General features: G+C 35.1%; 18 protein-coding genes. 6 read left to right on the top strand and 12 right to left on the bottom strand.

Features of this window, described 5'->3' with window-relative positions; all coding sequences use genetic code 11:
- Window positions 1-80 precede the first annotated feature (80 nt).
- The gene (gene tatA / locus E5D58_RS13620; protein ID WP_136482695.1) at window positions 81-263 is read left to right on the top strand and encodes a twin-arginine translocase TatA/TatE family subunit; all 183 of its coding nucleotides are present in this window, start codon (window positions 81-83) and stop codon (window positions 261-263) included.
- Between the two features lie 77 nt (window positions 264-340).
- Here the strand turns inward: tatA and E5D58_RS13625 are convergent, their stop codons facing one another.
- From E5D58_RS13625 to E5D58_RS13640, 4 genes are all read right to left on the bottom strand, one after another.
- Window positions 341-1,348, bottom strand: a complete 1,008-nt coding sequence (locus E5D58_RS13625; protein ID WP_136482697.1) for a DUF4837 family protein — start codon at window positions 1,346-1,348, stop codon at window positions 341-343.
- A 23-nt stretch (window positions 1,349-1,371) separates the two neighbouring features.
- Window positions 1,372-2,961: a LysM peptidoglycan-binding domain-containing protein gene (locus E5D58_RS13630; RefSeq protein ID WP_136482699.1), complete on the bottom strand. Its 1,590-nt coding sequence runs from the start codon at window positions 2,959-2,961 to the stop codon at window positions 1,372-1,374.
- Between the two features lie 79 nt (window positions 2,962-3,040).
- Entirely contained in the window at window positions 3,041-4,228 is a 1,188-nt protein-coding gene (locus E5D58_RS13635) for a phosphoglycerate kinase (RefSeq protein ID WP_136482700.1), read from the bottom strand.
- Between the two features lie 112 nt (window positions 4,229-4,340).
- A complete protein-coding gene (locus tag E5D58_RS13640; protein WP_136482702.1) occupies window positions 4,341-5,414 on the bottom strand; it encodes a DUF2652 domain-containing protein in 1,074 nt (357 codons plus the stop codon).
- A gap of 94 nt (window positions 5,415-5,508) precedes the next feature.
- Between E5D58_RS13640 and E5D58_RS13645 the strand changes: the two genes are divergently transcribed.
- Complete coding sequence (locus tag E5D58_RS13645) at window positions 5,509-6,663, top strand: DNA polymerase III subunit (protein ID WP_136482704.1); 1,155 nt, start codon at window positions 5,509-5,511, stop codon at window positions 6,661-6,663.
- A gap of 55 nt (window positions 6,664-6,718) precedes the next feature.
- Here E5D58_RS13645 and E5D58_RS13650 read toward each other — a convergent pair whose 3' ends face one another.
- The 7 genes from E5D58_RS13650 to E5D58_RS13680 all read right to left on the bottom strand — a co-directional run bounded on the left by E5D58_RS13650 (window position 6,719) and on the right by E5D58_RS13680 (window position 17,876).
- Window positions 6,719-7,564, bottom strand: coding sequence for a DUF4249 domain-containing protein (locus tag E5D58_RS13650; RefSeq protein WP_136482706.1), 846 nt, complete (start codon window positions 7,562-7,564; stop codon window positions 6,719-6,721).
- Window positions 7,565-7,569: 5 nt separating this feature from the next.
- Complete coding sequence (locus tag E5D58_RS13655; protein ID WP_136482708.1) at window positions 7,570-9,945, bottom strand: TonB-dependent receptor; 2,376 nt, start codon at window positions 9,943-9,945, stop codon at window positions 7,570-7,572.
- Window positions 9,946-10,396: 451 nt separating this feature from the next.
- Window positions 10,397-10,918 (bottom strand): OmpH family outer membrane protein, encoded by a 522-nt coding sequence (locus E5D58_RS13660; protein ID WP_136482710.1) that lies wholly within the window; start codon window positions 10,916-10,918, stop codon window positions 10,397-10,399.
- A 225-nt stretch (window positions 10,919-11,143) separates the two neighbouring features.
- On the bottom strand, window positions 11,144-11,941 hold the full coding sequence (locus tag E5D58_RS13665; RefSeq protein ID WP_136482804.1) for a class I SAM-dependent methyltransferase: 798 nt from the start codon (window positions 11,939-11,941) through the stop codon (window positions 11,144-11,146).
- Window positions 11,942-12,115: 174 nt separating this feature from the next.
- The gene (gene mnmG, locus E5D58_RS13670) at window positions 12,116-13,987 is read right to left on the bottom strand and encodes a tRNA uridine-5-carboxymethylaminomethyl(34) synthesis enzyme MnmG (protein WP_136482712.1); all 1,872 of its coding nucleotides are present in this window, start codon (window positions 13,985-13,987) and stop codon (window positions 12,116-12,118) included.
- A gap of 72 nt (window positions 13,988-14,059) precedes the next feature.
- On the bottom strand, window positions 14,060-14,476 hold the full coding sequence (gene ybeY / locus E5D58_RS13675) for an rRNA maturation RNase YbeY (RefSeq protein ID WP_136482714.1): 417 nt from the start codon (window positions 14,474-14,476) through the stop codon (window positions 14,060-14,062).
- The gene (locus E5D58_RS13680; RefSeq protein ID WP_168796698.1) at window positions 14,469-17,876 is read right to left on the bottom strand and encodes a DUF4175 family protein; all 3,408 of its coding nucleotides are present in this window, start codon (window positions 17,874-17,876) and stop codon (window positions 14,469-14,471) included. The genes ybeY and E5D58_RS13680 overlap by 8 nt, the downstream gene beginning before the upstream one ends.
- 105 nt (window positions 17,877-17,981) lie before the next feature.
- Between E5D58_RS13680 and E5D58_RS13685 the strand changes: the two genes are divergently transcribed.
- Both E5D58_RS13685 and gltX read left to right on the top strand, forming a co-directional pair.
- Window positions 17,982-18,824 carry a hypothetical protein gene (locus tag E5D58_RS13685; RefSeq protein ID WP_235835922.1) on the top strand — a complete coding sequence of 281 codons (843 nt, stop codon included), beginning with the start codon at window positions 17,982-17,984 and terminating at the stop codon, window positions 18,822-18,824.
- A gap of 110 nt (window positions 18,825-18,934) precedes the next feature.
- Window positions 18,935-20,446 carry a glutamate--tRNA ligase gene (gene gltX / locus E5D58_RS13690; RefSeq protein WP_136482715.1) on the top strand — a complete coding sequence of 504 codons (1,512 nt, stop codon included), beginning with the start codon at window positions 18,935-18,937 and terminating at the stop codon, window positions 20,444-20,446.
- A gap of 17 nt (window positions 20,447-20,463) precedes the next feature.
- On the opposite strand, the gene E5D58_RS13695 is transcribed toward gltX, so the two are convergent.
- Window positions 20,464-22,284: a cation:proton antiporter gene (locus tag E5D58_RS13695; protein WP_136482717.1), complete on the bottom strand. Its 1,821-nt coding sequence runs from the start codon at window positions 22,282-22,284 to the stop codon at window positions 20,464-20,466.
- A gap of 489 nt (window positions 22,285-22,773) precedes the next feature.
- Between E5D58_RS13695 and E5D58_RS13700 the strand changes: the two genes are divergently transcribed.
- Together E5D58_RS13700 and E5D58_RS13705 are read left to right on the top strand one after the other, a co-directional pair.
- Window positions 22,774-23,631: an MBL fold metallo-hydrolase gene (locus E5D58_RS13700; RefSeq protein WP_136482719.1), complete on the top strand. Its 858-nt coding sequence runs from the start codon at window positions 22,774-22,776 to the stop codon at window positions 23,629-23,631.
- Between the two features lie 27 nt (window positions 23,632-23,658).
- The gene (locus E5D58_RS13705; RefSeq protein ID WP_136482721.1) at window positions 23,659-25,272 is read left to right on the top strand and encodes a S8 family peptidase; all 1,614 of its coding nucleotides are present in this window, start codon (window positions 23,659-23,661) and stop codon (window positions 25,270-25,272) included.
- Window positions 25,273-25,277 lie beyond the last annotated feature (5 nt).

The raw sequence follows: 25,277 nt of genomic DNA on the forward strand, positions 1-25,277 counted from the left end.
TATTACCAATAGGCTAAAAATAATTATAAAACGAGATTATTAAACTATAATTATTAACTTTGCCTTTTAAATTTTTAATTATGAGCATATATATGTTACCCTTAGCTATAGGCCCTTGGCAAATTGCGTTAATTGTTGTGGTTGTTTTATTGTTATTTGGAGGTAAGAAAATTCCAGAATTAATGCGCGGATTAGGTAGTGGTATCAAAGAGTTTAAAGACGCTAGCAAAGAAGAGGACACAACTGACGATAAAAAGGAATAAATCTAATAATCGTATCATAAAAAAAGACCGGTGTTTAGACACCGGTCTTTTTTTATGCCCAATATTAAGCAGCAATACTATTCAATCTTAATAGATTTAATAATAGATTCTAATTCCAACATATAATTTCTTTTCTCAATCGATGGCGCAAACACAAACCCCTCAACACCTACCCATCTATTATTTGCCATGTCTTCGATGGTATAATTTATGAACGCACCACCCATAAAATCGTTTGTTAATTCCCAAACACCTTTGGTTTCAAATGCCAGTTTATTATCAATTCTGGTTTCACCAAAAAAAGGGGTATAAGCATCTTCAGTTACCATAAAAGAACTAATTTTATTTCCCTTAGCATCGACCGTGTTATCCAATCTTCCTTTAAAATATAATTTCCCTATGGAATCTCTAATTTTAATGAGTTGTACGACTGTACTATCATTTCGTTTGATAGCATTATAGGGTAATTCATAAATCATAAGGTGCGAATGGCCCGTTGTAATGTTCTTTCTAAACCAGAAAAAATCATCTCGTTCTTTTGCCACCTCATATATTGACGGAAACTGAATAGTGAGCCCTAATTTTTCTTTAATACCAGTAAAACTATGCGGTGATTTAGACATTTGACGCATTCGTTCTGCCAATTCTGCGTTTCTAAAAGTTTCAATTATCTCAGATTCGTGTTTTTTTAATGTATTGATGATGTCCTCTTTATTTTGTCCTGAAATAACAATTACTTTTTGAGGTTGAGCATATACGTCTTCTAAAGTTTTAATACCTACTTCTTTATTCATTTCAATCTTTAGTACCGTTCTGTTTTTTGTTACAAACCCTGAGAAAACGGCAGGAGGAATCTGGCTAATAGTAAACATCGGTTCATCCTGAGGTAATCCATAAATTGGTTTAGCCAAAACGCTTCTAATGGCATCGCCTACACGACCGTCCCAAATTTCGTTTTCTGTAACCACAGATACATTATTAATAGCCCCAGAGGCATCAGGTAAAAACTTTTCAGTAGATTTTTTTTTATCGCCGCAAGACATTAAAATCATTAATGCTAAAACAGAAAAAAGAACATGTTTCATTATAGTTTTTATTTAATAGGAATTTAACCTTTTGCTATTTTAAGTTTCATTCCTGGTTTTAAGCGACTACCACTAATACCATTCCAATCTTTAATATTTTGAATAGAAACTCCAGGAAATTTTTGAGCGATACTCCATAAGGAATCACCATTCTTAACGGTATAGGTAATAGCTTCACCAGAAATTGGTTTTGTTTTGCTTGCCGTATTTTTTGCCACAACAGCTGGTGCAATATAGGGTTTACGTGGATATATGGTTAAACGCTGCCCTATTTTAAGGTTATTACTTCGTAAACCATTCCATCTTTTAATATCACTTACTCTCACACCATACATTCTAGAAATTTTGCCTAAATAATCTCCCGATTTAACACGATACCTAATTCTATCATTAGCTTTAAAAAATTGAGGTAATGGTTTTTCCCTTTTATCAAATTCGTCTTTTGCAAAAGCGTATATTTTATCTTCGTTAGTGACAAAATTCCCAATCACTTGCCTAGGCAATCTTAGAACATAGTTTTCGTCTTCCAAATATGGAATGATATCTAGTTTGTACGAGGGGTTTAAAAATTGAAGTTCTTCTATAGGTGCCCCCGTTACCTCCGAAACTTGATCCAAAGTAATCATTTGCTTAACCTTAACAGTATCTGTTTCAATATAAGCAAACTCTGGTTTAGAATTCACCACAAAACCATGCTCCTTAGCATATTCAAAAATATACATATTAGCTAAAAAAGCTGGTAAGTAACCAGCCGTTTCTCTGGGGAGATTATGACGAATATTCCAATAGTTTTGGTAACCTCCAGAACGCCTTATGGCCTTGGTAACATTACCTGGTCCCGAATTGTAGGCCGCCAATGCCAAATCCCAATCTCCAAAAATCTCATAGAGTTTTGACAAGTATTTTGCAGCGGCTTCTGTTGCCATAATTGGGTCGCAACGCTCATCTACATAACTATTTACATTAAGACCGTACATTTTGCCTGTACCATACATAAACTGCCATAACCCCGTTGCTCCAACCCGAGATTTGGCTCTTGGTTTAAGCGCAGATTCCACAATGGCTAAATACTTAATTTCTAAAGGTATATTATGCTTATCCAGTTCTTCTTCAAACATAGGAAAATAAAAAGCGCTTAAGGTAATGAGCTTTTGAAGTAGTTTTCTTCTGTGCTTTAAATAAGATTTAATAACACTCTCTAAAGAAGGATTATATGCCACATTAAATGGTGTCTTGGCATCCAAAGCTTTTAATCTAGCTTTTAAAGTGTCTGTGGGCAGATCTGGGTAATCAACAGGTTTGTAGTCTAGTTCTGCTACCGATTTGTAAACAGAATCAAACAGCATGGCACTATAAAGTTCGGCATACCATTTTTCATCATATTTGGCAGCCAACTCAAGATCCTTAAGGTTTTTAACCGATAAGCTATCGATTGAAGTCTCTAAGGACGTAATAGTGCTTGTTGTAGCATTAACCAAGGAATCTTTAACCTGAGTGTTTTGAACAGAAACACTATCCTTAATAGATTTTTGAGCTAATAAAATAGAATCTTGTGTTTGTGAAAAACAACAAGTATGTAAGAATAAAGTCAATATAAAAAAACGAAACGCCATAAAATCAATTCAGTTGGTTATTGAACGACATTATGGCGAAAATCGTATTTTTTACTCTAATTTGAAAGCTTAAGGCTTATTATTCTAATATAGCAGCAATACCAGGAAGCGTTTTTCCTTCAAGACTTTCTAACATAGCCCCACCACCAGTACTTACATAACTCACTTTATTTTCAAAACCAAATTGCTTTACGGCAGCAACCGAATCGCCTCCACCAACTAAAGAAAAGGCGCCATTTTTGGTAGATTCAGCAATAGAATTTCCCAATTCAATCGTTCCGTTAGCAAAACTTTCCATTTCGAAAACCCCCAATGGCCCGTTCCAAAGAATCGTTTTTGATTGCATCACTACTTGATGAAATTGTTGTATGGATTTTGGTCCTGCATCAACGCCTTCCCATCCATCAGGAATGGCATTAATATCAACTATTTGTTTATTCGCATCGTTACTAAAGTCGTCTGCTGCTACTGTATCAACAGGAATATGAACCTGAACATTCTTTGCTTTAGCCTGTTTTAAAATATCCAGAGCTAATTCCATTTTATCATCTTCGCAAATCGAATTTCCAATCTTTCCTCCTTGGGCTTTAACAAACGTGAACGCCATACCTCCCCCTATAATTAAGTGATCTACCTTATCAAGAATGTTTTCAATAATGGTGATTTTTGATGATACTTTAGCCCCACCAAGAATAGCTAAAACTGGTTTTTCACCAGTTTCCATTACTTTTTTAATACTATCAATTTCTTGAGCTAATAAACTTCCAAAACATTTTTTCCCTTCAAAAAACTGAGCCACTATGGTAGTAGAGGCATGTGCTCTATGCGCTGTACCAAAGGCATCATTAACGTAAATATCCCCTAGTTTAGATAGTTTCTCAGCAAAATCTTTATCCCCTGCTGTTTCTTCTTTGTAAAAACGCAAGTTCTCTAAAAGCAAAACCTGTCCTGGTTCTAAGCTGGCCGCTGCCGCTTCAACATCTGTACCAATACAATCTGAAACAAACTTCACATCAACACCTAAAACATCTTCTACTTTACTCACAATATGTTTTAATGAAAACTCATCCTGAAACCCTTTTGGGCGTCCTAAGTGTGACATTAAAATACAGCTACCACCATCTTCTAATATTTTAATAATAGTTGGTTTAGCCGATACAATTCTAGTAGCATCCGTAACCTCAAAATTCTCGTTTAATGGCACATTAAAATCTACTCTAATTAATGCTTTTTTATTCTCGAAATTAAAATCGTTAAGCGTTTTCATTATTATATATTTTGTCTTTTAACTATTTGAAACACAAATGTAACTAATTAAAAGACCATAAAAAATGCCTTTTTTAACGAAAACGTTTGAAGTGATAAAAGATTTCTAAATTTTATTCCAGAACAGATTTATTGGGGCTAAATCCCGAATTAATTAATAAAACAAGTTGCTTAATGTTTTCAGAAATTACCTTTTTCAACGTTCTTTTCATAAAGGGTTTCATAAACCATCCAAAAGAATTAAAATCTGCAAAAACCTGAATGTTCATTTTAGTATAACCGCCCTCAGTTTCTTCAAACACAAAATAATTATTAAACAGCTTTGTAAACGGAACATTTGTGGTAGACTCGCCATAAACAAGCTGATTTTTACCTGCTGCTTTAGTAACTGTAGTTTGAGAAATATCGGCATTCTTGTTAAACAGACATTTGTGTTTTTCTCCCAGTCTATTCACCTTATTTTTTTCATATTCCAAGCGGTCAACACCATTGATCCAAAGTAACCGATAGTCAAAATTACTAATTACTTCATACAAATCATTTATGGGCATATGTATGGTTTCTGTCTTGTCGTACAACTTATGCTTTGGAATATTCTCTGGAATAGGATCTATCTTTGGTACGTGTCTTTTTAGGTGATTAAGCGGATTATAAACAAAGCTAATATCTCCAAAATCGTACCGGGAACTTAGTGTCTTATTATACGATTTAAACGCCGGTAAAACCGCCTCTGAAAACAAAGCGTATTCATCAATAGGAACGTTGTTTTTAAGCAACCTATGCGCCTTAATAACATGACTGCCATAAGGTTTTTCAGTTTCTTTAACTGATATAAACTCTATCTCACCATAATGAACTACAAATTTTAATTTGAGATTATAGGCCGATGAACAGGCACCACAATTGCAAATACGTTGAAGTTCATAACGTTTTAAATGCGTATGAAACGCCACATACATAACTTCTATTTGATGCTCTAAAACGCGCATCTCAATGGTGTCTGCAAGATGATAAAAAAACAAAGCATCTCCTTCAATTTCGGCCAACTCTAAACCCATAGTATTACTGTCAATTAATAACTCTAGAAGTTCAGATATTATATGTTTACTATGCGCCATAGAAGTATGATGCACAAACTCTGTAAATCCAGAAATATCTGGAATAAATAGCATCGCGTTTTGAGTCATTTTTTATCTATAGGCCTTTATTTACTCTATAAAAATAAGTCGATTAATCATTAATTTGTTACAAGATAATGTTAAAAATGTGTAGGTTTGTTTTATGCTTTTCCAAGATATTTTAGGGCAGGAACACATAAAAACGCACTTAACTCAAAGTGCAGATAATGGACGTATTCCACACGCCCAGCTATTTGTAGGGCCTGAGGGCAGCGGCACTTTACCAATGGCCCTAGCCTATGCTCAATATATTTTGTGCTCGAACAGTAATGCTGAAAACAATACTGGAAATGAATCATGTAATCTCAAATTTAAAAACTTTTCGCATCCCGATTTACATTTTGCCTTCCCAGTAACTACCAGTGACAAAGTAAAGAGTAAACCTGTTTCTAGCTTTTATTTAGAAGAATGGCGCCAGTTATTAAACGAACAGCCCTATGGCAACCTTTTTGATTGGTATAAGCTACTTGGTGTAGATAATAAACAAGGACAAATAGGTGTTGATGAAGCCCATGAGATTTTAAAATCGCTTACTTTGAAATCGTATGAAGGTGGCTATAAGATTATGCTTATTTGGATGGCTGAAAAAATGAACTCCCAATGTGCTAATAAGCTTTTAAAATTAATAGAAGAACCGCCCAACGATACCATATTTTTACTAATTGCGGAAGATGAAGAGCAAATTATAAATACCATAAAATCTCGTTGCCAAATAATGCATTTTCCTCCATTGGCGGAAAGTGTTATTCAAGCATCATTGATAAAGCAATTCAATATAGATAGTGCCGTGGCCACTAAAATTGCCCACCAATCTAATGGAAATTATAACAAAGCTTGCGACTTGGTTTATCATGATTCTGAAGACACGCAGTTTGAAACATGGTTTATTTTCTGGATTAGAAGTGCTTTTAAAGCCAAAGGCAATAAAGCAGCTATTCATGATTTAATTTCTTGGAGTGAGGACATTGCTAAAACGGGGCGAGAAACCCAAAAACAATTTTTAAATTTTTGTTTAGATTTTTTCCGTCAGGCCCTTTTGTTAAACTACAACGCAACAGATTTAGTGTTTTTCGAACCAAAAGCGGATAGCTTTAAATTAGAAAAATTTGCACCTTTTGTGCATGGTAATAATATCATGGACATTAGCAACGAGCTACAAGATGCCATCTACCATATTGAACGCAATGGCAATTCAAAAATTATTTTAACCGATTTATCGATTAAACTTACCCGATTGCTTCATAAAAAAGCTGAGTAATAACCCCCGACTAAAAAGAATTTAGCCAGGGGAATCAACAAGCAGAAAACATAAGCTATTCGAAGGTGTAATTTACCTTGTCAAACTCAGTTAACCTAAAATAGCCATGTGCGTAATTGTCTGGGTTATCTACATTAACACAATTCCCTTTAAGCTTAGCCGGAATGGCCGAGAACGGATCTCCTGCACTGTAATATTGCTCAATTAAAAGTCTTACATAATTAAAATAAGATTCCGATATACCATACAGCGCAATCTCCACCTCATCGCCAGGGTTAAATTCTGCCTCAGGGTCATTATCATCTCTTTCTTTTTCAAAAAAAGTATCTAACTGATTCCCATTTACAAACTCATCTGGAAAATCCTCCAAATTTGGAAATAAATCGCCTTCTTCAATAAACTTGATAAAATAAAAGTTTTTCTCGTCGGCGGGATCGTCCCAAAAAATATACACATCAAGAACATCATCATAAAACCCACCTTCAAGCGTTTGCTCCACGGCCTTTATTGGTGAAACCCCATGTAAAGTTTCGGTTGCAGTATACGTTTCATTATTATAAATAACTTCTAGGGTATAGGTGTTATTAATAACAGGTTCAAAATTTGAAATAATATAATTCCCGTTTTTTTGATCCGTAAAGACATATTCTGTACCGTTATTATTATTAGTTACTTTAACACTGGCTCCAGTAACAGGAACTAGCTTATTAGTATCAAAATAAGGTGTTGAAGTACTTAGAGAGATCAACTGATTATTTCCATCCGTTCCTTTTTGCCAATCTAAAGAGGCTTCAATGACTAGCCTTGACTCAGCACTTGGTACTGTCACCTCGATGACATCCTCACAAGATGACGAACTGACTATAAGAATGGCTAAAAATAGTTTTATATATCGTTTCATAATAATTAAAATTTAAAGTTGTAGGTTACTGAAGGAATAATACCAAAAATGGCTATTCTAGTGGCTTCATTGTTTCCAGTATCTTGGTTTTGACTAAATGAAATGGAGGCAGCATTTTTTCTGTTATAAACGTTATAAATTCCAAATACCCATTCCCCTTTCCAACGTTTGTTATTTTTATTCCCCGGACTGAGTATTGCTGAAACATCTAATCGATGATATGCTGGAAGCCTGCTTTCATTTCTATCAGCGTAACTTGCAATAGAGAGATCCTCATACTGGTATTGCCCTACTGGATAGGTTATTGGTCGACCTGTTTGGTAAACCAAGTTCGAACTAAATCGCCATTTATCATTTAGCTTATAAGTTCCTGTAACAGAAAAATCATGGGTTCTGTCATAAGGTGTATTGTACCACTTTCCTCCATTTATACCTGGGCCTCCAGCAGTGCCCCCGAGTGTTTTTTGCTCAGATTTGGATAGTGTATAGGCAAACCACCCTGTAAAGCTTCCTTTGTTTTTTTTCAGTAAAACTTCGGCACCGTAAGCACGAGACTCACCATTTAAAATTTCGGTTTCAATGGTATTATTACCTATTAAACTTGAGCCATCTAAATAATCTATTCGGTTTTCAATCGTTTTATAATAGGTTTCAAACTCAACAGAAAACATATTGTTTTTAAAATTCCTGTAATACCCCAGAGCGTACTGATTAGACAACTGCGGTTTAATATAGGTTCCGCTAGGTGTCCATACATCCAGAGGTGTTACTGCGGACGTATTAGATAATAGATGCATATATTGCGCAGCTCTATTAAAACTGGCTTTTACAGAAGACACTGGGTTTAGCTGATAGGATAAACCAAACCTAGGTTCTAAATTATTAAAGGTAGCTATACTTTGATTTTTCTTGTAATAGGTCTGACCTAAAACTTCGCCATCTTCATAAATATCTAACTTACTATTATAAACAACAGGTTGATTATTAACATACTGCGTAATGTATTGACCACCCAACCTATTAAACATGCTATACCTTAAACCGTATTGCACGGTTAGTTTATTTGTTAATTGATGCTCTGCACTAACATACAACCCGCTTTCAAAAGCCCGCTTTTGCTCCAATTTCAGGTAATTGATAGGAGATGTCTCCGATGTGGGTTTTACTTCTCCTGGATTTAAGCCATACAAGATGCCACTAACTCCAAAATCGATTCTTATCCTATCATTAAGATAATACCCAAAATCATACTTAACATTATAGTTTTTAATATCGGCAATCCAGTCTAGTTCGGCAAAATCTAAAATAACTTGATAATCATATTTACTATAGATTAATGACAAATTAGAGAATAGCTTATCATTAAAAACATGATTCCATCTTAAGTTAGCAGATGCATTACCGTAATTGTTTTTTACAATTTTTGAAAGATTAAAGGCATCCCTGCCGAAATACCCAGACAGAAATAACCTATTGTTCTTATTAAATCTGTAATTTGTCTTAAGGTTTAAGTCGTAAAAAGATATTTTATCATCCTTAAAATCGTCAATACCTTTCATAAATAGATGCGCATAAGAAGTACGCCCAGCCACCAAAAAAGACCCCTTTTCATTGAATAACGGTGCTTCCAAGGCTAACCTGCTTGTTATAGTCCCTATCCCACCAGTAGCAGCAAAGTGCTTGCTATTTCCGTCTTTTTGGTGTACATCTAACACCGAGGAAACCCTACCTCCAAATTTTGCTGGAATATCGCCTTTGTAAAGTTTAATATTTTTAATGGCATCTGTATTAAATACAGAAAAGAAACCAAAAAAATGTGAGGTATTGTAAATTATGGCCTCGTCCAACAGTACTAAATTTTGATCGACAGCTCCCCCTCTTACATTAAACCCTCCAGTTCCTTCTCCGTTATTGGTAACACCAGGCAATAATTGAATGGATTTTATAACATCTACCTCTCCCAAAACAGCTGGCATTTGTTTAATGGTACCAGCATTTAACTTAGAAACTCCCGTTTCAGGGCTTTTAATACTTACCCGTTCTGATTCCTCAGCAATCACGACAACCTCCTCTAGTTGCTCGGTAAGCTCCTCAATTTCAAAATCGAGTACTTGGTCCTTGTCTAATACAATCTTTTTAGATGTTTCCTTATACCCCATATAAGACACCACCAAGGTGTAAGCCCCTGGTTTTGCAGATAAAGAGTAAAACCCATAAGCATTTGTAATGGTTCCTATAGAGGTTCCTTTTAAAAACACCGTGGCCCCTAACAAGGTTTCGCCATTTTTAAAGTCTTTAACGGTTCCCCTAACACTATGCGTGTTTTGAGCCGTGAGTGATATGCCAAATAATAAGCATATTCCTAATAGAATTTTTTTCATTTTAATTTGTTCGTTTTTTGATTGTTGATACCATCATAGACAACCCAAATATGATAGGGTTGCATAAAAAACTAAACACAATGAAAATTTAAATACTTACCGATACTCCCAAAAACAAATTATTTGAGGTGGCATAACACTATTTGAATTAAAATATTGACCAATATGACTTTTTCGCAAGAAACTTAAGTGTGCTGAACAGTATGACCGGTACAAGTTCTTAATAGTAACCCTGTAAAGTTGACTAAGAACTCATTGGACTAATTAGGTCTAAGAAAGCAATGCGTGATGAAATTATCCATTCTTACACACACTCTTTGTGTTTAAATTAAATGTAATTGACGTAAAAAAAAGAAGATTGAATTAAAAAGTTTTGTCTATTGAATAAATAAAAAAATCCTATTAAGCAACACTCAATAGGATTATCTGTTTGAAAATCAATATATTAAAACTACTCGTAAGCGTTATTAAGAGCCTCTAAAACCGTTTGCGTTAAATCATTCTCGTCTGCTCCATACATAACCGATGCAGCCGCATCACTTGTACCTAATATATACGTATAGCCATTCTTTTTACCATAATCCTTAACATAGTCTTTTACTTTTACAATTAAAGTATCTATTTCCGCCTGGAATTCTTGGGTTATCTGGCTTTGTTCAAACTGCATCTGCTGTTGAAGCATCTGCTGCTTTTGCTGTAAGCCTGTCATAAGTTCTTCTGCCTTCTTTCTGTTATTTGTCTGTGCTAGTTTTTGGGCCTCGGTTTGCGTACTTTGAGCTTCCAACTGAAAAGCCTGACTTATACTATCCGCTCTTTTTCTAAAAGCCTCTTCTTTCTTTTGAAATTTTGCCTCGACATCCTTCTTTTCTTGATAATCGTTAATAATAGTACCGTTGTTTACAAATCCAATTTTTTGTTGCTGACAAGAAAATAAGCTCAAGGCTATAACTGCAGTAAAAAGTATGTTTTTCATTATTCTGTTTTTATATCCGGACAAATGTAGCAAAGTAAGTTAAAAAGCGACCTTTAATTGATTCTACTTTAACGTATTATAAAAATCTATATACTTAACATAAACCAATCAATTATATTTATACAAAACTACTTACTGCGAAGCGATTTAAAACACTTTTAAAAAAAGGATAATCACTTTTGCGTTTTTCAAGAAAAACCCGCCACAAAGCCTTTAAATTAAATTTTATTTGTTTTTTATGATATAAATGAGCGAAGAGGCCTCTTTTGTGGAGACGGCTTTCAGATTTGAAAGTAAACCAATCCAAAGCCCCCTAATAGCATTCATTTTTCCAGTTTTGTATTTTTCTGAAAGCATACTTACATAAAACGCATCAAACCACATAGGTTTTACTTTAATAACCTCCATTTCTATACTATTAAATAATTTTGAAACAGACTTTCTATTAAAATGCCATAAATGTCTCGGAACATCGAAAGCTGCCCAGAATGATTTATAATACCCCGCATCAAAACTTCTATAATTCGGTACCGCAATTACTAAAGTTCCATTTGTTTTAAGTAATTTTTTAAACACAGCAAGCTGTTCATTTAAATTTGGCAAATGTTCCAAAACATGCCATAACGTAATAACATCAAAACTATTATTTTCAAATTGTAAAAGTTGCTCTATATTATAAACTGCTTTATGTGTTTTTGAATTAGCAATAGCTCTAGCCTCATCGTTGGGTTCGACTCCAGAAATACTCCAACCATTATTTTGTGCTTTGTGCAAAAAATCTCCAGTACCACACCCAACATCTAAAAGTGTCTTTTTTTCTCCAGCAAAATTATTTATCAAACTAAGTTTACTTTTTAATGAAAATGATCTTACCAGATGATATACCTTTTCAAAAACATTTCGCTTGGCATCTGTATGAGAAATATAATCTTCACTCTGATAATATTTAGGCAAATTATTTGAGGAAGGCTGAGGAAATGTTTCTAAAAACCCATAAACGGAGTTTTTAATTAACCCAAACATTTCTCCTGAAACAGAGTAGTCTTTAACTTTTAAACGAACACGTTTTTGATTTGTTTTTAGCACGAACTATAAATTGTTACACCACTTATTACTCTTGAAATTGTATTCACGTTTCTTTGAAAAACCTGTGTTTTTTTACAATGTTCCACGTGGAACACTAATTTTTCACGAAACTTATCTGCCCATATAAACTAATAAAACAGAAATATCGTTGGGAGACACCCCACTAATTCTTGATGCTTGCGACACCGTTGTAGGTTGTATTTTTTTCAATTTTTCCCGAGCTTCAAAACTCATAGATTTAATAACTGAATAGTCAAAATTCTCGGGTATTTTTACATACTCCAATCGACTTAATTTATCAGCATTGTTCTTTTCCTTTGCAATATATCCCGCATATTTTACTTGAATTTCCGCTTGCTCAATCATCTCCCTATCCAAACCATGTTCTTGAATATAAGAAGCCACTCTGCCCAATTCCCTGAGATCATTCATCTCAATATTAGGTCTAGCAAAAATTTTAAAAAGCTTACCCGACTGCTTTACCATTGCCGAGTTTTTAGCTTTGAGAATAGGGTTAATCTCTTCCGGTTTTACGCTTTGATTTTCAAAAAAACGAACGAATTGTTTCGCTGATTCATGCTTCTCCTCCATTCTTCTAAGACGCTTTTCTGTTGCTAATCCCAGCGCAAACCCTTTTGGCGTTAATCTTAAATCTGCATTATCTTGACGCAATAAGGTTCTATATTCTGCCCTCGAAGTAAACATCCTATATGGCTCTTCGGTTCCTTTTGTAATCAAATCATCAACTAAAACACCAATATAAGCTTCATCTCTTTTAAGTGTAAAAACATCTCTCTCCTGAACTTTTAAACTAGCATTAACACCAGCCATCAAACCTTGAGACGCTGCTTCTTCGTACCCTGTGGTACCATTAATCTGCCCAGCAAAATACAAGCCATTTACTAATTTTGTTTCCAAAGTATGCTTTAATTGCGTTGGTGGAAAATAATCGTACTCAATAGCGTAACCTGGTCTAAAAAACTTTACATTTTCGAAACCTGCCACAGAACGCAACGCCTTGAATTGAACATCCTCTGGTAATGAGGTCGAGAACCCATTAACATAAACCTCACAAGTATTCCAACCCTCTGGCTCAATAAACAATTGATGCCTATCCTTATCTGCAAACCTATTTATTTTATCTTCAATAGAAGGACAATAACGAGGCCCTAAACTCTTAATTCTACCATTGAACATAGGCGACCTATCAAAGCCTTCTCGAAGCAAGTCGTGCACCACTTCGCTCGTGTAGGTCATATAACAAGAACGTTGTGTCTCCAACGGTTTTGTAATATCTAAATAAGAAAACTTTTCTGGGTTATCATCTCCAGGTTGTTCCACCATTTTAGTATAATCTAAAGACCTACCATCAACTCTAGGTGGTGTACCCGTTTTCATTCTTCCTGAGTCAAAGCCTAAATCCACTAGTTGCTCTGTAATCCCAGTCGCAGCTTTTTCCCCAGCTCTTCCTCCTCCAAAATTCTTATCCCCAATATGAATTAACCCATTCAAAAACGTTCCATTAGTTAATACCACCGTTTTGGCTTTTACCTCTACACCGAGGGATGTTTTTACACCAACCACCTTGTCTCTTTCAATTAGTAATCCAGACACCATCTCTTGATAAAAATCAAGATTAGGTGTGCGCTCTAAAAGCATTCTCCAATCCTCAGCAAATCGCATTCTATCACTTTGCACCCGTGGACTCCACATTGCTGGTCCTTTAGACTTATTAAGCATTTTAAACTGTATAGCCGACGTATCAGATACGATACCACTGTAACCCCCCAAGGCATCAATCTCACGTACTATTTGTCCTTTAGCGATACCACCCATAGCTGGATTACAAGACATTTGCGCAATATTTTGCAAGTTCATCGTAATAAGTAATGTTTTGCTACCCATGTTAGCAGCAGCAGCAGCAGCTTCACTTCCCGCATGCCCAGCACCAACAACTATAACATCATAAACTTCGTTAAACATAATAAGCTTTTCATTAACATGTTCCACGTGGAACACATCTTCGTTTAAGTCTGCAAATATACGCCGAAATCTTTAATAAGTACTAAGCTGCCCAAGGTAGAAGTTCTCCTTGTTGCGCATAAGCTTGGCTTCACCCTCAGACTTGTCTTTATATCCACAATAGTGTAGAATGCCATGGATAATAACGCGATTAATCTCTTCGTCAAATGAAACACCATACTCCTTTGCGTTTTCCTTAACACGCTCAACAGAAATAAATATATCGCCCTGCAGAAGTTTCCCGACAGAATAATCAAAACTAATAATGTCGGTAAGGGTATCATGATTAAGGTACTCTACATTTAATTTATGAAGATATTCATCGTCACAAAACACATAGTTTATTTCCTCTAATTTACACCCTTCCGATGTGATGGTTTCAACTATCCATTTAGAAATCCTACCTTCTTCATCTAAACTAAATGCCGTTTCGTAATTGAAGTTAATCATAACTTTGCTTGAAATAATCCTGAACCTTTTTCCTATAACTTTGCTGTAAAGGTAATGCCCTTTTATTTAATATTTCTGTGGTTTCAAAATACTCTTTTGCCGTAGGTAATTGACCATCGCTATTAACATCAAAATCATCCCTATTTGTTTTAGATTCCCTACTACTATCTTCTCCTTGTTGTAATGCAGCATTTTCCATTTTTAGTAACTGATGTTCTAAGCGCATCATCTTCTGCAACGTTTGATTGCTAAAGCCCTTGTTTAAAAGTTCTAGCTCGACTTGTTCCATTTGCCTTACAAGAGATGAACCATTCGCTCCTTTACCTTCTTTTTCCAATCGATCCTGTAGTGCCTGCCTTAACTGCTGCTGTTTTTGATAAATTTCGAATAACAACCCTTCCTGCTCATTATTGAAATCTTCGCCATTTTCACCATTTCTTTGCGTGCCATTTCCATTCTTTGTATTCTCTCCTTTACCCTTTTCATCCCCTTCCTTTCTTCCTTTTCCTTCCTCTTTTCCTTCACCATCTTTAGGCTTCCCTTTATTAGCCTTCTTCATCCCTTCTTTCATCATTTCATTTAACTGCTCCTGACTCATAATTATGTCTGGCAATTGCATATCCCCCTTTCCACCTTTGCCCGCAGACATGCTCATATTCTCCTGCATGCTATCCAATGCATCACTTAGCAAGTTAGCCAAATTATTAGCCGACGTTATAGCGAACTGTTGACTAGATATACCTTGATATAACCTATTATCGGCCATCAAATCTAAAGACTTATCTATGCTGTAAAACACTTCTGAAATCTCACCGTTTACTTGTTCCGATATTTTGGGCTGCCGTAAGGACAACGCAAATAGACTATCATCAATATGTTCAAAATGTTCCCTTAAATCATGTTGCTTTTTTAAATAATTCGCAAACTTATTATGATTAGCTTCAATAGCTTTAAACTGCTCCATGAGTGCTTCTTGATCAAAAGAGAACAGTACCAAATTATCCAAAATCTGCCGTAGCATATCAAGGTCTTCTTGCATCTGCTCCTCCCCTTGCATTTGCATAGCACTCTGCATATTTTGACTCATTTTTCTCATTTTTTGAGCTGCTTTCCTTTGACTCTTTTTAGCATTCTTCAACTCATCGTTTTTCCTTCCAGAAGAATTTTCCTTATTACCATCTTTTTGTTTTTCCTCATTCTTCTCTAATTCGTCTGACGCTTGTTGCTGCTCCTTCTTTACCTCCTGTTCTTCAAGTTGATCCCTGGGAATATTGATAGGCTTTTTTAAACTCTTATTATCTTCTTCAAGCTTATCAAGGCGATTTTTAAATTCTTCAAATTGATCGTTAAGACTATCCTGATTCTTTTTCGTGTTTTCCTCCTCAGATTTATTTGACAACTCATCCTGTTTACTTGCCAAAGTATTTAAGTCCTCAGCAAGTTTCTCTAATTTCTTTTCAACATAAAACCGCTTAGTCAGTTCTAAAAGTTGCTCAAGACTGCGCTCTTTATTCCTATTTTCTTTAGCCAGTTCATCCAGTTTTTTAATAAGCTCTTCTTTGTTTATTTTATCTTGAATTTTTTCAATTTCTTCAAGCATTTTTTCATCCTTTTTCAATTTCTCCTCATTCTCCTTAATTCGCTCCTTAAGATTTTCCTTAAATTGATCTTTCTCTTGGTTCTCCTTTTGAAATTCTTCCAGGTTTTTTGAAAGTTTTTTATTGAAGTTTTTCATCATCTCGTCTTGCTGTTTTTGACGACGAAGAAAAGACTCTAGCTTCTTTTTATCATTAAAATTTAAACTAGATTTCTCTTTTTGAGTTTTGGTTATTTCGTCCAAACGCTTTTCCTGATCCTTAAAATTAGTTAAAGACTCCCCTAAACGTTTTATGGTTTCTCCTTGTTCCTTTAGTTGTCTTTCTTGCTCCTCTTCAACGGTACGTTTTCTATAATTAAACACACTACTTTTGGTAGTCTTAACACCGTTAACAGCATCATTATCAAATACTTGAAAATATATTTGATAAACAACACCATCTGTAATGTTCAATCCATTAGGAAAAGCACTAATAAAATCAGCTATATTACTTTTGGATATAGGAATGTTAAGATATTCTTTATGCTTATCGTTACCAGCAGGATAATAGACCATTTGCAAACCAGTAAACCCATAATCGTCGCTAATTTGCCCATAAAAATAGAGTGATTGCAAATCTAAACTGTCTTTTTTAACCACGACATCAATTGCTGGGTATTCATCTTTTACAACATCAATATGAAACTCTAGGCTCTCAAAATACTTTAGTGTTTTATTGCTGGTACTAATGGCATAATTAAAATCATTAACAACTTCTTTTGAGCTCTCAAAATAATCTTCTCTAATGGCCTGCATACTCACCGTATCTGTTGCACAAATCGACACATCACTTGTGGCCTTAGTAGTAACTTTCCAGCCCACTTTAGTACCCTCAGGAACTATCGCATTACCCGTACTTTTTAAAAGCTCATTCTTTCGCTTAGTATATACTGGATAATCTAAAGTCATTTCAAAACTTAGTAATGATGGCACTCTAATAACCTTTAACGTGTAAGGCTTTGAATTTACTTCGTTACTAAATAACCTAAAATTTAAAGATGCCTTGGGTTGAGTAAACACATATTCAAATTCGCCAATATTTTTTTGCTGCAGAAAATATGTTTCGCCATTGTAAGCTATTTGCATACTTTCTGGCGTTACATCTCCAACAGTTTTAACTTTAAGTTTAAAATCTTTATTCTCTAGCGCCTCTAATTTTTCATTGAATATAAAAAAAGCAAAAGGCGCTGGTGGCTCATAAGCTGTTTGGTAATCTACAACTCGTTTATAACTACTGGAAAACCAGGACGTATTTCCTGTAAGAAAAATAATCACCCATATCGTAACTGGAATAGCGGCGTACTTTAAATAACCTAAATTACTTCTAAAATTAACGGCTAATTTAAAAGGAATAGGACTTAATTCGATTGACTTCTGTTCGATACTAGCCAACAATAATTCTGACTCTGAGTTCAATTCGTGCAGTTGCAAAACATTTAATAGTTTATCGTTTACCTCTGGAAAATGTCTTCCAATTATCTTGGACGCCTCTTTGTAATCTATTCCTTTTTTTAGCTTAAACAAGTTTGCCAAGGGAATAAAAATAAACTTAAACAAGAGTAAAAACTCAACAACAATAAATAGCCAAAACAATACTGTTCTAGCAACTGTATCCAACCATAAGACATGCTCAATCAAAAGTGTTAGAAAAAAATATAAAGTTCCCGCCGCAAAGAAAAGAATGAAACCTTTTAGCAGCTCATTGGCATAATAACGCTTTATAAACGTTTCCAACTTACTTTGTATGGTATTAAAACTTGTCATAATTATGTGATAAAAATACGGCATTTAGCATAACAAATGTGCTAATATTTGTTAAACCCTTTGTAAGGAGCTCTCATGAAACCCCACTAAGCATAAAAATTATCCATGATGAAAAAGTATGCACTTGTCGTTTTCACCTTCTCCTTTTTAAGTATAATTACTTCCCATGCTCAGGGCGCATGGACTCAAAAAAAAGGAAAAGCCTACACCCAATTATCGTTTTCAAATATCGGACCATATGCAGATATTTATGGTAATCCCGATTACAGTACCGAACGGGAAATTACCGATAATACGGTGCAGCTCTATGGTGAATATGGTTTAAACGATAAGACAACGCTTATTCTAAACCTACCACTCAAATTAATAGAAACAAGTAATCCGGTAAGCACTGGTACTCCAATTACTACAGCAGCATCAAAAACCAGTATAGGAAATCTTGAAGTTGGTATTAAAAGAAATTTTTATAACAAGAAGTGGGTGGTTTCTGGTCAAGTAAATCTCGAGGCTAACACGAGTTCTTTTGACAATGCCTCTGGTATAAGAACAGGTATTGATGCTTGGTCTTTAACCCCAACTATTAATGCTGGCCGGAGCTTTAAATGGTTCTATGCGCAAGTATTTACTGGTGTTGCTTTAAGAACAAACGATTACAGTAGTAGTTTTAAAATTGGTGGCGAATTAGGGGTGCAACCTATTAAACGTATTTTAGTAATAGGTATGATTGACGTCGTAAAATCGTTTGAAAATGGCAACGTAATACTGCCTCCATCAAACACCCTAACAGGACTTTATGTAAACGATCAGGAATATGCTGCTTATAGTTTAAAATTTATTGGCGAAATAACCGAAATGCTCGGTGTAAATGTTGGTATTGGCGGCGCTTTTTCTGGGAACAATGTTGCAAAAAGACAAGCCTTAACTTTTGGTGTTTACCATAAATTCTAAAGAATTTATGGTATTAAGTTAAGAACATATCAACTTTCTTATAAATGATATAGCCTTCTTATTCCTTTTCCTAAATAACATTTTATCTTTGCAGTCTTAATTGTAAAAAAATGACCGAAAACGTTCGTGTGCGTTTCGCACCAAGCCCAACAGGACCTCTGCATATTGGAGGTGTAAGAACCGCTCTTTTTAACTATTTATTTGCTAAAAAACATGGCGGAGACTTTATTTTACGAATTGAAGACACAGACCAAAATCGTTATGTTGAAGGTGCCGAGCAATATATTATTGATTCCTTAAATTGGTGTGGTATACCGTTTGACGAAGGCGTTAGTAAACCCGGTGATTTTGGTCCCTACAGGCAAAGTGAGCGCAAACAGTTATATAAACAATATGCTGATAATTTAGTCGCTTCTGGAAATGCTTACTATGCTTTTGATACGGCAGAATCTTTAGATTTTCATAGAAAAGACCATGAAGCTAAGGGCAAAACGTTTATTTACAATTGGCATAACCGTTTAAAACTAAATAACTCTTTAGCGCTAAGTGCAGAAGAAGTAAAAGAAAAATTAGATGGCGGAGAAGACTATGTAATCCGTTTTAAATCGCCCCAAGACGAAACACTTCATTTAAAAGATATAATTCGTGGCGACATAAAAATTGACACCAACATTTTAGATGACAAAGTTCTGTTTAAAAGCGACGGTATGCCCACGTACCATTTAGCAAACATAGTTGATGATCACTTAATGAAAATTACACACGTTATTCGTGGTGAGGAATGGTTACCGTCGTTAGCACTTCATTATCAATTGTACAACGCTTTGGGTTGGGACACTCCAGAATTTGCACATTTACCGTTAATTTTAAAACCTACAGGAAAAGGGAAACTAAGCAAGCGTGATGGGGATAAACTAGGCTTTCCCGTATTTCCGTTAGAATGGACGGATCCAAAAACCAATGATGTTTCAAGAGGTTATAAAGAAGATGGTTATTTCCCTGAAGCCATGGTAAACTTCTTAGCATTTTTAGGCTGGAACCCAGGAACAGAACAAGAAATATTTAGCCTTGAAGAATTAATAAATTCCTTTGATTTAGGTCGTGTTAATAAATCTGGAGCCCGTTTTGATCCTGACAAAACTAAATGGTTTAATCATCATTATATGCAAGAACAAGACAATGACACGCTTGCAAACTCGTTTAAAAAACAACGTTCAGAGCTAGAAGATATAGATATAAATTATATTTCTATGGTTATAGGTCTCATTAAAGAACGTGCTACATTTATTTCTGATTTCTGGGATCTGAGTCATTTCTTCTTTGTAGCACCATCGAGCTATGATGAAAAAGCGTCTAAAAAAGCCTTTAAAGACGGTACAGCGGCCATTTTAACTGAAGTGTTAACCTTGGTTAACAACATGGAAGACTTTACTGTGAGCACCCTTACAAGTGCGATTAAAGGTTGGATAACATCAAACAACATTGGCTTTGGAAAGGTTATGATGCCGTTGAGGCTAGCCCTTGTAGGAGCCTTGCAAGGACCTGATGTGTTTGATATTATGTTTATGATTGGAAAAAATGAAACCGTTAAGCGTTTAGAAAAAGTCGTTGCAAGTTTATAGCTAAGTTATATCCTTGCTTACCTTATTTTTTTACCCAAGTACACTAGCTTGTAGCCTGATGCAATTTTATCAATAGCCTTATTCTGCGATGAGATTATCTCCAACACGCCCTTCTTGTCTTTTACCAATAACGGAATAATATCTGGGTCGTTATTGGTTCTTTCAATTAGTTTCTCAAAATGCATTCTGTCCTTCAGCTCTATCTCATGGATTTTAGGATTATTTCTTGCTACCTCTGTCAATGAATTAAAATCGTCGGTTTGAGAAAACAAGCCTTCTTCTGGACTATCAGGATTGTCAATTTCTTCTGCCGTAATTAACCGGTAATAACCACTCTCACCAAATTGCCCCCTAAACTTATCAATAGCATAGGCATTAATATCGGCACTTCCAGTTAAAGCCATTAAAAAGCCAACATCATTAAGTTCAATATTATCATCTAACGTTTCAGAATAAATGTCGGTATCAATCGCCTCCAGCCCCTCTTCTTGGGCCAATTTAATATTAGTTTGATTGCTGTCAATTAGCACAACATGCCTGCCATTATCTTCTAAATACCTGCCTATAAGACGCGATACGTGCGAAGCTCCTACTATTAAAATACCTTCCGATTTTTTTAGAAAAACACCCACCATTTTAGCAAACAACCTGGCCGTGGTAGCATTCAATAATACGGTACCTAGCACAACCATAAATACCAAAGGCGTAATATATTCCGCCCCTTCAACACCTTGCTTAATTAATTTACTCCCAAAAAGTGATGCTATACCAGCCGCTACAATACCCCTTGGCCCTACCCAACTAATAAAAAGTTTATCATTAAAACGTAGCTTAGAACCCTGAGTACTTAAAAAAACACCTAAAGGTCTAATAACGAGCACTATTGCAAAAAACAAAATAACTGTTTTCCATGTATAAAGTAGCATGAGGTCCTCAAAATCAATATTGGCCGCAAGGAGAATGAATAATATGGAAATTAATAAGACACTAAGGGATTCCTTAAAATAAAGCAATTCCTTAATATTTTTAAGTTTGCCATTACCCAAAACCATACCCATAACCACGACCGCTAGTAAACCAGATTCGTGAGCAAATATTTCAGATTCTACAAATACCAAGAGCACCGTAGATAACGATACCACATTCATTAAATAATGTGGGATTAATTTTTTATTAATAACGAAGGCCAAAGCATGTGCAAACGTAAACCCAAAAGTAATACCAAATAAAAGAATTTTACCAAACTCAATTAATGCTGTTTTTGTAAAACCACTATCTCCTTCAACACTAATAAACTCAAATACCAATACAGCTACTAAAGCTCCAATCGGGTCTATTAAAATACCTTCCCATTTTAAAACGGTAGAAATATCTTTTTTTAGCGGAATGTTTCTCAAAATAGGTGTAATTACAGTTGGCCCTGTTACAATAACCAAACCCGAAAACAAAAAAGAGAGCTCCCAACTTAAATTAAAAATAACCCGTGCTAAGATTCCAGCCCCAAAAAAAGTTATCGTTGTTCCTAAGGTAATTAGTTTTGATATTACTGGACCCAACGATTTAATTTCAGAACGCTTAAGTGTAAGTCCTCCTTCAAATAAGATAATACTTATGGCTAAAGACACAAAATAATATAAACCCTCACCAGGAAAAAAACCCTTCTTTCCATTCCAAACAGGCTCCATCCACTTAGAGCCGTCCTCACTAAAATACTCAGAAGCAATTGGTCCAACTAAAAGGCCAATTAAAATAAGTGGCAGAATAGCTGGTATTTTAAACTTCCATGCTACCCATTGGGCTAATATTCCTAAAATAATAATACCTGCTAGTTCTAACATATAGCTATATGAATAATAAAAATCACTAATTTAACTAAATCCATCGATTTCAACTTATAATATTTTGTTTTAAGTTTATAAAAAATACTATCTAACTTTTAGCTTCTTATAAAAACGAAAAATGCTAGTCTTTAAAGCTCTTTAAGAGTGTTTTTAGGGCTTTTCATAGTGTTTTTCAGCACAAAACATACAAGATCCTACTTCTAGTATTCATGACCATTTTAGTGTATTCTGTTTATCGATGAGTTTCTTCTAACATGAGCATAAAAATGTTTTCTATAAACAAAGAACTACCCTCCTAACGCCTCTAACAAATGGTTTAACTCTAGTCTAGTTGAAAGATTAGTTGGTCCTTTTATTACTCATGTCATCATCAATAAAAGAAATCTCGACAATCTTTGATTTTGGAAAACGTTTAAAACATAAATATCTAAATATATTCTTAACAAATTCAAGGAATCTAAACAGATTTCTTAATTTTACAATTCTATGAATTTATACCCCGTTAGCGCAGGAAATTTAAAACTTGATGGTGGCGCCATGTTTGGCGTGGTACCCAAGTCATTATGGGAACGTACCAACCCATCCGATTCCAATAATATGATTGAAATAAGTATGCGATGTTTACTAATTGAAGATGGTAACAGGCTTATTTTAATTGATAATGGGATGGGCAATAAACAATCCGATAAGTTTTTTGGTTATTATCACCTTTGGGGTAATGATAATTTGGATGATTCATTGAAAAAATATGGTTTTCATAGAGATGACATTACCGACGTATTTTTAACTCATTTGCATTTTGATCATTGTGGAGGTAGCATTCAACGGAACAAAGACAAAACGGGTTACGAACCAGCCTTTAAAAATGCGTATTACTGGAGCAATGAGGACCATTGGGAATGGGCAACAAACCCTAATAAAAGGGAGGTGGCCTCTTTTTTAAAAGAAAATATACTTCCTATAGAAGAAAGCGGACAGTTAAAGTTTGTTAACATTCCCACTGGAGATACACTCAAAAACTCCGAATTAGGCTTTGATATTTTCTTTGCAAATGGCCATACCGATAAGCAAATGATTCCCTTAATTAAACATAAAGGAAAAACCATAGCTTTTATGGCCGACTTATTACCAACGGCAGGACACTTACCTCTCCCTTATATTATGGGCTATGATACTAGACCATTATTAACCTTAAAAGAAAAGGAAACATTTTTAAATATGGCAGCTAATGAGCAAATCCATTTGTTTCTAGAGCACGATGCTCACAATGAAATTATTACTGTAAAACAAACAGAAAAAGGGGTAAGACTAAAAAGTATAATTACGGCAAACGACATTTTATAATAAACATGATAAAATCAATTGATACGCATGAAATCATTTAAATCAATAACAGCATCAGCATTATTAACTATTTTAATTTCTGGATGTGGTGGTACCGCAGATATATTATCAACTCCTGTAGAAAATATTGATACATCGCCTTTAAAAGTTTCAGAATTAACAGAAGCAGAAAAGCATAATTGGGGACACCTAGACTTAGTGAAAGATACCATTCCAGGGATGAGTGTCGACAAAGCTTATGCTGAACTCATTAAAAAGAAAAAAGGCGAAAAAGTTTTGGTGGCTGTTCTAGATTCAGGTATTGATATTGATCATGAAGATTTAAAAAATGTTATTTGGACCAACAAAGGAGAAATACCAAATAACGGTATTGATGATGATAAAAACGGGTATGTAGACGATGTGCATGGTTGGAATTTCTTGGGTGCTGGTTACGATGAACAATTAGAATTGGTAAGGATTTTAGTAAAAGGAGACACTTCAAATCCAGACTATGCTAGAGCCAAAGCAGAATATGAAGAAGAATACGAAAAATGGTTGGGCAGAAAAACCCAATACGATCAAATTTATGAGCAGGTAAAAAATGCAGATGAAGCTATAGCTAATCACCTCGGAAAAAAAGATTATTCTAAGGAAGAAGTTAATGCCATTAAAACTGAAGATGAGGTTTTGGGCAGGTCGGTTCAAATAGCACAATATATGTTCAGCAATGATCTGGACAGTATGCAAGACGCCTTAAAGGAAATTAGCAATAGCCTTGAGAGTATTAATAATCGATTAAACTCCAATTTAAACAAAGACCTTAAAGGCCGGGTTACTGGCGATGACCCTGACGATATGTCTACCAAATATTATGGAGACGGCAACGTTAAACCTGTTAAGAAAAGTGAAAGTCATGGCACGCATGTTGCTGGTATTATTGCTGCCGAGCGTAACAATGGTTTAGGAGCTAATGGCGTTGCTAACAACGTTGAAATTATGAGTGTTAGAACGGTCCCTAATGGCGATGAATACGACAAAGATGTTGCACTTGCTATACGCTATGCCGTAGATAACGGTGCTAAAATAATCAATGGGAGTTTTGGAAAAAGTTATTCTCCACATAGTGATTGGGTGCGTGAGGCTATAACCTATGCTGCTGAAAAAGATGTACTATTTGTACATGCCGCTGGAAATGACAGTGCAAACATTGATATTGAACCTAATTTCCCTGATGATAATATTGATGGTGAAGAAATATCAGACACCTACATACGTGTTGGAGCATTAGCTCCAAAATATGGTTCAAATATGGTGGCTAGTTTCTCTAATTATGGCAAGCAAAATGTTGATGTTTTTGCGCCTGGTGCTAGTGTGTACTCTACAACCCCAGAGAGCGAATATGATACCAAAGGAGGCACCTCTATGGCTGCCCCTGCTGTAGCTGGCGTTGCAGCTCTTATACGCTCCTACTACCCAAACCTAACAGCTGCCCAAGTAAAGCAAATTATAATGGATTCTGGTTTAGCTATTAAAAGACAAGTTATTGTGGGCGGAGACTCTGAAGATGTTCGTCCATTTGCAGATTTATCAAAATCTTCAAAAATGGTAAATGCTTATAATGCCTTAATTATGGCCGCCAAATTATCGGCTGCGAAGTAATTACA

The sequence above is a fragment of the Cognatitamlana onchidii genome (assembly GCF_004804355.1).
GTDB lineage: Bacteria > Bacteroidota > Bacteroidia > Flavobacteriales > Flavobacteriaceae > Cognatitamlana > Cognatitamlana onchidii.

Coding starts and splice junctions, on each gene's coding strand:
- E5D58_RS13660 (WP_136482710.1), bottom strand. CDS start 10,918: ATGAAAAACATACTTTTTACTGCAGTTATAGCCTTGAGCTTATTTTCT.
- E5D58_RS13680 (WP_168796698.1), bottom strand. CDS start 17,876: ATGACAAGTTTTAATACCATACAAAGTAAGTTGGAAACGTTTATAAAG.
- E5D58_RS13645 (WP_136482704.1), top strand. CDS start 5,509: ATGCTTTTCCAAGATATTTTAGGGCAGGAACACATAAAAACGCACTTA.
- E5D58_RS13635 (WP_136482700.1), bottom strand. CDS start 4,228: ATGAAAACGCTTAACGATTTTAATTTCGAGAATAAAAAAGCATTAATT.
- E5D58_RS13695 (WP_136482717.1), bottom strand. CDS start 22,284: ATGTTAGAACTAGCAGGTATTATTATTTTAGGAATATTAGCCCAATGG.
- E5D58_RS13665 (WP_136482804.1), bottom strand. CDS start 11,941: ATGTTTGGGTTAATTAAAAACTCCGTTTATGGGTTTTTAGAAACATTT.
- E5D58_RS13705 (WP_136482721.1), top strand. CDS start 23,659: ATGAAATCATTTAAATCAATAACAGCATCAGCATTATTAACTATTTTA.
- E5D58_RS13700 (WP_136482719.1), top strand. CDS start 22,774: ATGAATTTATACCCCGTTAGCGCAGGAAATTTAAAACTTGATGGTGGC.
- E5D58_RS13625 (WP_136482697.1), bottom strand. CDS start 1,348: ATGAAACATGTTCTTTTTTCTGTTTTAGCATTAATGATTTTAATGTCT.
- E5D58_RS13640 (WP_136482702.1), bottom strand. CDS start 5,414: ATGACTCAAAACGCGATGCTATTTATTCCAGATATTTCTGGATTTACA.
- gltX (WP_136482715.1), top strand. CDS start 18,935: ATGACCGAAAACGTTCGTGTGCGTTTCGCACCAAGCCCAACAGGACCT.
- E5D58_RS13650 (WP_136482706.1), bottom strand. CDS start 7,564: ATGAAACGATATATAAAACTATTTTTAGCCATTCTTATAGTCAGTTCG.
- E5D58_RS13630 (WP_136482699.1), bottom strand. CDS start 2,961: ATGGCGTTTCGTTTTTTTATATTGACTTTATTCTTACATACTTGTTGT.
- tatA (WP_136482695.1), top strand. CDS start 81: ATGAGCATATATATGTTACCCTTAGCTATAGGCCCTTGGCAAATTGCG.
- E5D58_RS13655 (WP_136482708.1), bottom strand. CDS start 9,945: ATGAAAAAAATTCTATTAGGAATATGCTTATTATTTGGCATATCACTC.
- ybeY (WP_136482714.1), bottom strand. CDS start 14,476: ATGATTAACTTCAATTACGAAACGGCATTTAGTTTAGATGAAGAAGGT.
- mnmG (WP_136482712.1), bottom strand. CDS start 13,987: ATGTTTAACGAAGTTTATGATGTTATAGTTGTTGGTGCTGGGCATGCG.
- E5D58_RS13685 (WP_235835922.1), top strand. CDS start 17,982: ATGATGAAAAAGTATGCACTTGTCGTTTTCACCTTCTCCTTTTTAAGT.